This window comes from Streptococcus sp. k-378 (genome assembly GCF_013277505.1).
Lineage (GTDB): Bacteria > Bacillota > Bacilli > Lactobacillales > Streptococcaceae > Streptococcus > Streptococcus pseudopneumoniae.
Window position 1 is genome coordinate 31,876 of the sequence record NZ_VMNC01000007.1, and the last position, 8,136, is coordinate 40,011.

Consider the following 8,136-nt stretch of genomic DNA (forward strand, 5'->3'; position numbering starts at 1 on the left):
CTTTGATTTTCATTGAGTACAAGTCAACAAAACAGCCCCGTCTTCGGAGCTGTTTTTCTCTATGCTTTCTTTTGAGATTAAAACTCAATGAAAATCAGACCAGAAGGCTAGGAAAATGCATAACTTGAGTTAGCTCCCATAGTTCGGGGAACTATGGGAGGTTGGAGATGAATCAAAGCCAAGCTTTGAACTCATTCGTAAGAAGCCGACGACGTATCATTTTGATTTTTGAAGAGTTTTAGAAATACTACGATTTTTACCTTCCAGATACACCATCAAAATAGAAATATCTGCTGGGTTTACTCCCGAAATACGGCTGGCTTGGCCGATGGTTTCTGGATTGATGAGTTTGAACTTCTGACGAGCTTCGGTTGCGATAGAATCAATGTCATCCCAATCAATATTGGCTGGAATGCGTTTTTCTTCCATGCGTTTCATCTTAGCAACCTGATCCATGGCTTTGGAAATATAGCCTTCGTATTTGATTTCTGTTTCAATCAATTCGATAATCTTATCATCCAAGTCCTCTGCAGCTGGTCCGATGAAGGCCACCACATCTTGGTAAGAAACTTCTGGACGACGAAGGAATTCCTTGGCTGTCACTGCATCTGTCAACGGCTTGAAGCCCATCTCCTCAACCTTGGCATTGGTTTCCTTGACTGGCTTAAGTTTGATGCTGTCGAGACGCTTCATCTCATTGTCAAATTGATTTTTCTTGATTTCAAAGCGAGTCCAGCGTTCATCATCCACAAGTCCAATCTCGCGTCCCATCTCGGTCAAACGCATATCAGCATTGTCATGACGGAGGATGAGACGGTATTCAGCACGGCTGGTCAAGAGACGGTAAGGTTCAATAGTTCCCTTGGTCACCAAGTCATCAATCATCACCCCAATATAACCGTCACTGCGCTTCAAAATCAACTCAGGTTTACCTTGGATTTTCAGAGCCGCATTGATCCCAGCGATAATCCCTTGACCTGCTGCTTCTTCGTAACCTGACGTTCCATTGGTCTGACCAGCTGTGAAAAGTCCGGAGATTTTCTTGGTTTCCAGAGTCGCACGCAACTGGTGTGGCAAGACCATGTCATACTCAATGGCATAACCTGTCCGCATCATTTCTGCATTTTCCAAACCTTTGATGGAATGAACCAAGTCACGCTGGACATCCTCAGGCAGACTGGTTGAAAGTCCTTGGACATAAACTTCCTCAGTATTGCGCCCTTCTGGCTCAAGGAAGAGTTGGTGACGTTCCTTGTCTGCAAAGCGCACAATCTTGTCCTCAATTGACGGACAGTAACGAGGTCCCACTCCCTTGACAACACCTGTAAACATAGGCGCACGGTGGAGGTTATTTTGGATAATTTCATGACTGGTACCATTGGTATAGGTCAACCAGCATGGCACCTGATCCTTGACATAATCCTCATCACGTGACGTGTATGAGAAGTGATTAGGCGCTTCATCTCCTGGCTGAATCTCGGTCACATCGTAGTTGATTGAAGAAGCCTTGACACGTGGAGGGGTTCCCGTCTTGAAACGACCGATTTCGAGGCCCAGTTCCTTGAGATTGTCAGCTAGGTTAATAGAAGCCAAGCTGTGGTTAGGACCTGATGAGTACTTGAGGTCTCCGATGATGATTTCCCCACGGAGGGCCGTCCCTGTCGTCACGATAACAGCCTTGGCAGCATACTCTTGATGGGTCGCTGTGCGAACACCGACAACCTTGCCGTCTTCCACCAAAATCTCATCAATCATGGTCTGACGAAGGGTTAGATTTTCTTGATTTTCAACCGTCTTGCGCATCTCCTTAGAGTAAAGCTCCTTGTCAGCCTGCGCACGAAGGGCACGGACAGCTGGCCCCTTCCCTGTGTTAAGCATCTTCATCTGGATGTAAGTCTTGTCAATGGTTTTGGCCATCTCGCCACCGAGGGCATCAACTTCACGCACGACAATCCCCTTGGCAGAACCACCGATAGAAGGATTACAAGGCATGAAAGCCAGCATTTCAATGTTGATAGTCGCAAGCAAAACCTTACAACCCATACGGCTAGCAGCCAAGGAAGCCTCGACCCCAGCGTGTCCCGCACCAATTACAATAATATCGTATTCTTCAGTAAAATTATATGTCATGTTTCTCTCCTATTCCTCAAGATGAATGTGTCTTAGTTGGCCGTCCCAATCTGGCAAGGCTGTTTTTAAAAAGGCTGGAACTAGATTGATACCCTCAAGCTTGTCTATGTCAATCCACTCACAGGGCTGCCTTTTCTCATCTTCCTGCATGGTCAATGGGGCATCTTCAAGCAAGTCCACCAGATAATGAAACTCAACGTTGTGATAGGAAATACCGTCCTGTTCAAAACGATTTTCAACAACAAAAGCTAGCTGTCCAGCTTGAGCTCTGACACCCAGTTCTTCCCTCACTTCACGGACTACCGCGTCTTCCGTGCTTTCATTGACTTGAATCGCACCGCCAATAGTATAATACTTGCCCTTATCTTTGGTAACTAGGAGCTTGCGATTTTGGAGAATCAAAGCTGTCGCCCGAACGCCAAAAACAGTATTTCCCACTTTTGTCCGAAAGTCTTGTTGAGTCATTCTTATCCTTTCCCTTAAACGACACAAAAACAGTCAAAACTCCAAAGAAGTGCAGGACAAAAAAGCCTGCAACATCCATGAGCTTTGACCATCATTTCTATTGCTTTTATTATTGTAGCAAATTGAGAAAATTTGTCAATCTAAATGTACTGACAAACTTGTCCATCGCGGTAAGCATTGTCAATCAAACCACCACCTAGACACTCTTCGCCATCGTAAAAGACAACTGCCTGTCCTGGTGTAATCGCGCGTTGTGGTTCCGCAAAGATGACCTCTGCCTTGTCTCCTTTGACATGGACGGTCACCTTAGAGTCAGGCTGACGGTAACGGAATTTAGCCGTACATTCTAGCGTAAACTCTTCTGGCATTTCACGAGTAAAGTGGACTTGACTGGCTTCTAGGCTAGTTGACATGAGCGAATCATGGTAGAATCCTTGTCCTACATAGAGAATATTCTTGCTTAGATCTTTTCCGACAACGAACCAAGGGGCATTGTCACCGCCGTGTTGCCCACCGATACCGAGTCCGCCACGCTGACCGATTGTATAGTACATAAGACCTGCATGCTCGCCCATATCGCGACCATCCACAGTCATCATGCGACCAGGCTGAGCTGGCAGGTAGTTGCTGAGGAAGTTTTTAAAGTTCTTTTCTCCGATAAAGCAAATCCCTGTCGAGTCTTTCTTCTTAGCAGTCGAAAGGCCTGCTTCTTCTGCTAGTTTTCGAACTTCAGGCTTTTCCAAATGTCCTAGTGGGAACATGGTTTTTTGAAGTTGTTCTTGCGAAAGTTGGCTGAGGAAATAGGTCTGGTCCTTGCCATTGTCCACGCCACGAAGCATGTGAACAGTGCCGTCCTCATCACGCGCCACTCGAGCATAATGCCCAGTCGCTACATAGTCTGCCCCCAAGGTCATGGCATAGTCCAAAAAGGCCTTGAACTTGATTTCCTTGTTGCACATAACGTCCGGATTTGGCGTGCGCCCTGCACGGTATTCCGCTAGGAAATACTCAAAAACGCGGTCCCAGTACTCTTTTTCAAAATTGACAGAGTAGTAAGGAATACCAATCTGGTCTGCCACCGCAGCCACATCCTTATAATCTTCGGTCGCCGTACAGACGCCGTTTTCATCTGTGTCATCCCAGTTCTTCATGAAGATACCGATCACATCGTAGCCCTGCTCCTTGAGCAAAAGAGCCGTCACCGACGAATCAACACCACCACTCATCCCCACAACAACACGTGTTTTAGAGTTATCACTCATGGTAAGTCTCCCATCTATTCGTTTATTTATACCCCTCAAAATTCTATTTACTATGACTTTCAATAGAATTTCTTCGAGTATAGTCTTTTCGTTTGCTTTTAGGACTAGGCAACGAGTCGCAGGCATAACTTGAGTTCGCTCAATTAGTCTGGGAGACTGATTGAGGTTATAAATCAGACAAGCTCAGCTTGAATCTCATTTCGAGTTAACGACGTAATAAAAGATAAACGAAATGACTAGTTCACGATTGAAGGTCGTGTGTGCTTTAACGATTGAAGGTCGCTTGAGCAGTATTCATTATAACATGCTTGGTTAGAGAAGACAAGGAAAGGAGCCAATCTTGACTCCTTTATTGAAGAAATTGTTTTAACCTTGTCCTTTCTTTTCTAAGCCGAAAATGAAATGGTAATCGATAAAGATGCCCATGATTGAATAGGCACATAAAATATCCTATACTTACCTTCCATTATTCCGTGATTGAATGTATTTAGCAACAATATAGATAAGAAAGGCAAACATGATTGCCAGATAGCTCACTATAAGGAAAACATGCTTAAAAATACTAGTATCAAATAAACTCACGATAGCTAATAATAGATTCATAATAAATACTATAGTCGCAAATAGTTGTACTTTTTTATCTTTCATAACTAGTCCCAGCCTAAATTACTTTCCAATATCCTACCGAAATTATAGCCGGTAATATAGCCTGACATATAACCTGTTGCTGCACCACAAGTAGCTAAAATGAATGCATAGCTAACTGTACCAATAACTGGTAAGGTTATTGTCCCTAGTGCTGCACCAGCTGCCGCTCCAGTTATAGCTCCTGCTATTCCGCTTGCGACACCACCTACACCTCCACAAAGCAAGGCAAGCCACCCTTCACCATCAAGATACATCATCTCTTCTTGCTCAATAGCAACATAGTTGTTTGGTAATACGAGTTCCATCAAAATTCTCTTTTTTATTAATCATGGTTAGGATAGTTTCCTAACAAGTGATTGTCGACTGTGTTTATAGTACTTAGTTACCTAGATAGCTTTCCTTTATCATGTCTGATTTTAAGCCGTTCTAAGATTTAATCCATATTTCTATTACTTGCTATTTTTAAATAATTCGTATTCCTTTTCCTTGATAAATGGAACTGAAAAATTAGAAAAAAGAAGTAAAACCGAAAACAAATAGCCTGCTTTTTGAATCACTAAAAGATATCCTAAAAATAAGTAAGCTATAACATCCAATGCGAAAAGAAAAAATATTCTCCTCTTCATTAAAGTACTTGTGTCAAATAATCTGATGAATAAAAATTTTATCGTGGTATCTACACAAATTTTTATCAAAAAGATAAGAGTTAGTACATGATTATCAACTGTAGCATAAAGAATAGATGGAAATATAGTTAATATAAAACTAGAAATCTCTAAATATTTTATCCAAGGAGATTGAGACACCTTGCTTCTAAACTGACTAATTTTCTTATATTCGTTAGTCAATTTAGTATCAAAATCTTTCCCAATTAAATGAAAAATTATCAACTCTGTAATAAAAACACTTATTAATACAATATAAGTCGAAAAGCTTTCTGGGAATAACTTATTGATTAAAATGGGGAAACTGATTAACAGAATCGAATTTATAACTAGACAGATAGATACTATTTTATTTTTCACAGAATATAGAGGTAGTGATACTATTGAGTAGATAAAAGATAAAAAAATAAGCAAAAAATACTCCGTGTCATTTATAATCGTCCTGAATGATAAAAATATATACATCCAACATACGATAATATGTATTTTACGAATTTTATCTACATTACTCATCTTACTGTCTCCGATATGAAGCCATCCCAAGGATAAAAATTACCACTAATATTATAACCTTCATTAAGAGAACAGTCTCTAATATAGTAGACTCCCCTTCCTATCACTCCAGCTATATCATATTTGTTATCGATTTAAAAAAATTTTTGCATAAACTATCATTGCTATGGTTAAAAGCAAAAATATTAAATTAATCATAATGATTAATTTCTTTAGTTCCTCACCAACATGATCATATGCTAAAAAAGTTACAGAGGAAATGAGTAGAAATACTAAAAATACAATAACAAAAATTTTTTCAATTTTCATATCCATTTTACAATTACCATAAAGCGTTTAAGTTTGGATCTCTTCGATTAATATCATTATTTGCCCAAATGGTTGTGATGGCATCACCAATTGACATCCAAGCTGCAAATCCGTTAATAGCAGAAGTTGCAAAACCTGCAACTCTATTCGCAACCCGTACTCCAACATATCTTGCTGCAGCTCCAGCTACTGCACTCGTAACCCATCGTAAACCATGCTTACGGACATAATTTTTAACCAAACTGATAGCTCCTCCGCCTAGAACACCATTGAAAGCTATATTAATGGCTACTGCAACTGGCCACCTTGGAATAGAAAATCCCCCATCAAGATACATCATCTCTTCTTCATCAATCACAACATAATTATTTGGTAATACAAGTTCCATTTGTTTTCTCCTTTTTTATTAAGCATGGTTAGGATAGCTTCCTAACAGGTAATCGTCGACTTTGTTTATAGCACTTAGTTACCTATATAATATAGGTTTCTTTATCATAGACAATCCGCACCTCAACTCTTCTCCAATCAGATATCTTACAAAAAGCTATGGATGCTTTCCACCATAAAACAGTCAATATTAATGATTACGTATTCACTAACACAAAATTTATTTTTTTTGACTTAGTAACGCAATTCCAATTAGCAATACACCTAATATAAATAAAAGTATTTCCCAAAATTTATTCTCAGTTTTAATAAGTGGAATAAGATACATACTGACTAATATGGAACTTGCCCCTATAATGGCAAATATTATTCTGGTTTTATCACTTAGTTGAATCATGTTATATCCCACCAACCATTTCTTGGATATTTATCCCCAGAATCCAACCAGTTTGCAAGCATACCTCCCACGCTTAAACCACCGGATTGAAGAATAAATCCAACAACTGTTCCAGAAATTCTATTAGCCGCTTGTACCCCCACGAAGCTTATTAACGTTCCCCTAAGTTTCCTTGTAAAAGTTTGTCTTCCAACTGCTTTAATGGCTGCTCTAAATAAAGCAATACCACCTCCACCACCCATGAAATAAGCCAGGGTTGCATTTACTTCAGCGTTTATCCCAAAAGAAAGTACTCCGTTATGTATGGACAATCCCCCATCAAGATACATCATCTCTTCTTCATCAATCACAACATAATTATTTGGTAATACAAGTTCCATTTGTTTTCTCCTTTTTATTAAGCATGGTTAGGATGGTTTCCTAACAAGTGATCGCAGGCTTTGTTTAGTTACCTAAATTAGACTTCCTTCCTTTATCTTATTTTAAATATTTAAAACCAGTTACTGCTTGAAGCTTAACAGTTTACTTAATTCAAATAACAGCTAATCACTGATTCCCTGATTTTATCAAATATACTAATAACAACAATTGTGATACGATCATCATTATAAGAACAACATTTAACGAATCAAAGTTTTTCCGAGATAATAATAAAGCAACAGCAAGCAGTATTATTACTAAAGATTGAATAACTACTATTACTCTTAACATTTTATCCTCCACTAACAACTCAAGCTCCCTTACATTATATCGACCAGCCCCATGGAAAGATTATAGTTAGACTAATCAATGATATAATACATACTAGAATACAAAATATTTTTTTATTCATACTTTTTCTCCTATCTTTATTTTCTACCTACATAGTACCTCTTATTAAGCTCATTTCAAAATTACGTTAACTTTTTTCACGAAAAGGAGAAAATTATGCGTTATGATTATGGATAGCGCTTTCAAATTTTTAAACTCCTATCCCATCCTTTTATCTATATTATGAGCGAAAATATAATAACTGTCAAGTAACTAAAGTGAATTTTATAAAAAAATTACAAGCCAAATTTGTAAAGTTTACACTAAGCCGCTAGGGCAATCGTCTATCAGAATGTCCGTTTATTTGTCAATAATCCGAGAAAATCTTGCAACGCTTAGAAGTCTATAAAAACTATCAACATTTATATGACTTGCGAATAGCAATCCTGATCAACCTTTCCACACTCTATCTATACAATCAAGATAAAAACATGTGTAAGCAAATCTGCTACACTTTACTAGAGGACGCCAAGAATAAGAAAAGCTACGATAGGCTGGCTATCTGCTATGTCCGTATTGGGATTTGTACAGACGATTCTAAACTTATCCA

At 39.1% G+C, this 8,136-nt stretch carries 8 protein-coding genes and 1 pseudogene; 1 reads left to right on the plus strand and 8 read right to left on the minus strand.

Annotated features, from left to right (window positions below; translation table 11 throughout):
- Positions 1–216 precede the first annotated feature (216 nt).
- The 8 genes from mnmG to HT719_RS00830 form a co-directional block, all read right to left on the minus strand.
- Positions 217–2,130: a tRNA uridine-5-carboxymethylaminomethyl(34) synthesis enzyme MnmG gene (gene mnmG, locus HT719_RS00800; protein ID WP_172927913.1), complete on the minus strand. Its 1,914-nt coding sequence runs from the start codon at positions 2,128–2,130 to the stop codon at positions 217–219.
- Positions 2,131–2,139: 9 nt separating this feature from the next.
- Positions 2,140–2,595, minus strand: a complete 456-nt coding sequence (locus tag HT719_RS00805) for an NUDIX hydrolase (protein ID WP_172927915.1) — start codon at positions 2,593–2,595, stop codon at positions 2,140–2,142.
- A 140-nt stretch (positions 2,596–2,735) separates the two neighbouring features.
- Positions 2,736–3,857 carry a tRNA 2-thiouridine(34) synthase MnmA gene (gene mnmA / locus HT719_RS00810; RefSeq protein WP_001282951.1) on the minus strand — a complete coding sequence of 374 codons (1,122 nt, stop codon included), beginning with the start codon at positions 3,855–3,857 and terminating at the stop codon, positions 2,736–2,738.
- Between the two features lie 650 nt (positions 3,858–4,507).
- Complete coding sequence (locus tag HT719_RS00815; RefSeq protein WP_000424403.1) at positions 4,508–4,810, minus strand: hypothetical protein; 303 nt, start codon at positions 4,808–4,810, stop codon at positions 4,508–4,510.
- 144 nt (positions 4,811–4,954) lie between these two features.
- Complete coding sequence (locus HT719_RS00820; protein ID WP_016397256.1) at positions 4,955–5,683, minus strand: hypothetical protein; 729 nt, start codon at positions 5,681–5,683, stop codon at positions 4,955–4,957.
- 126 nt (positions 5,684–5,809) lie between these two features.
- A complete protein-coding gene (locus HT719_RS11395; protein WP_240156538.1) occupies positions 5,810–5,998 on the minus strand; it encodes a hypothetical protein in 189 nt (62 codons plus the stop codon).
- Positions 5,999–6,005: 7 nt separating this feature from the next.
- Positions 6,006–6,380, minus strand: coding sequence for an SPH_0224 family bacteriocin-like peptide (locus HT719_RS00825; RefSeq protein WP_016397258.1), 375 nt, complete (start codon positions 6,378–6,380; stop codon positions 6,006–6,008).
- Positions 6,381–6,772: 392 nt separating this feature from the next.
- Positions 6,773–7,156 (minus strand): hypothetical protein, encoded by a 384-nt coding sequence (locus HT719_RS00830; RefSeq protein WP_100104428.1) that lies wholly within the window; start codon positions 7,154–7,156, stop codon positions 6,773–6,775.
- A gap of 750 nt (positions 7,157–7,906) precedes the next feature.
- Here HT719_RS00830 and HT719_RS00835 point away from each other — a divergent pair.
- Positions 7,907–8,136, plus strand: a pseudogene (locus HT719_RS00835) (DNA-binding protein); the annotation flags it as partial.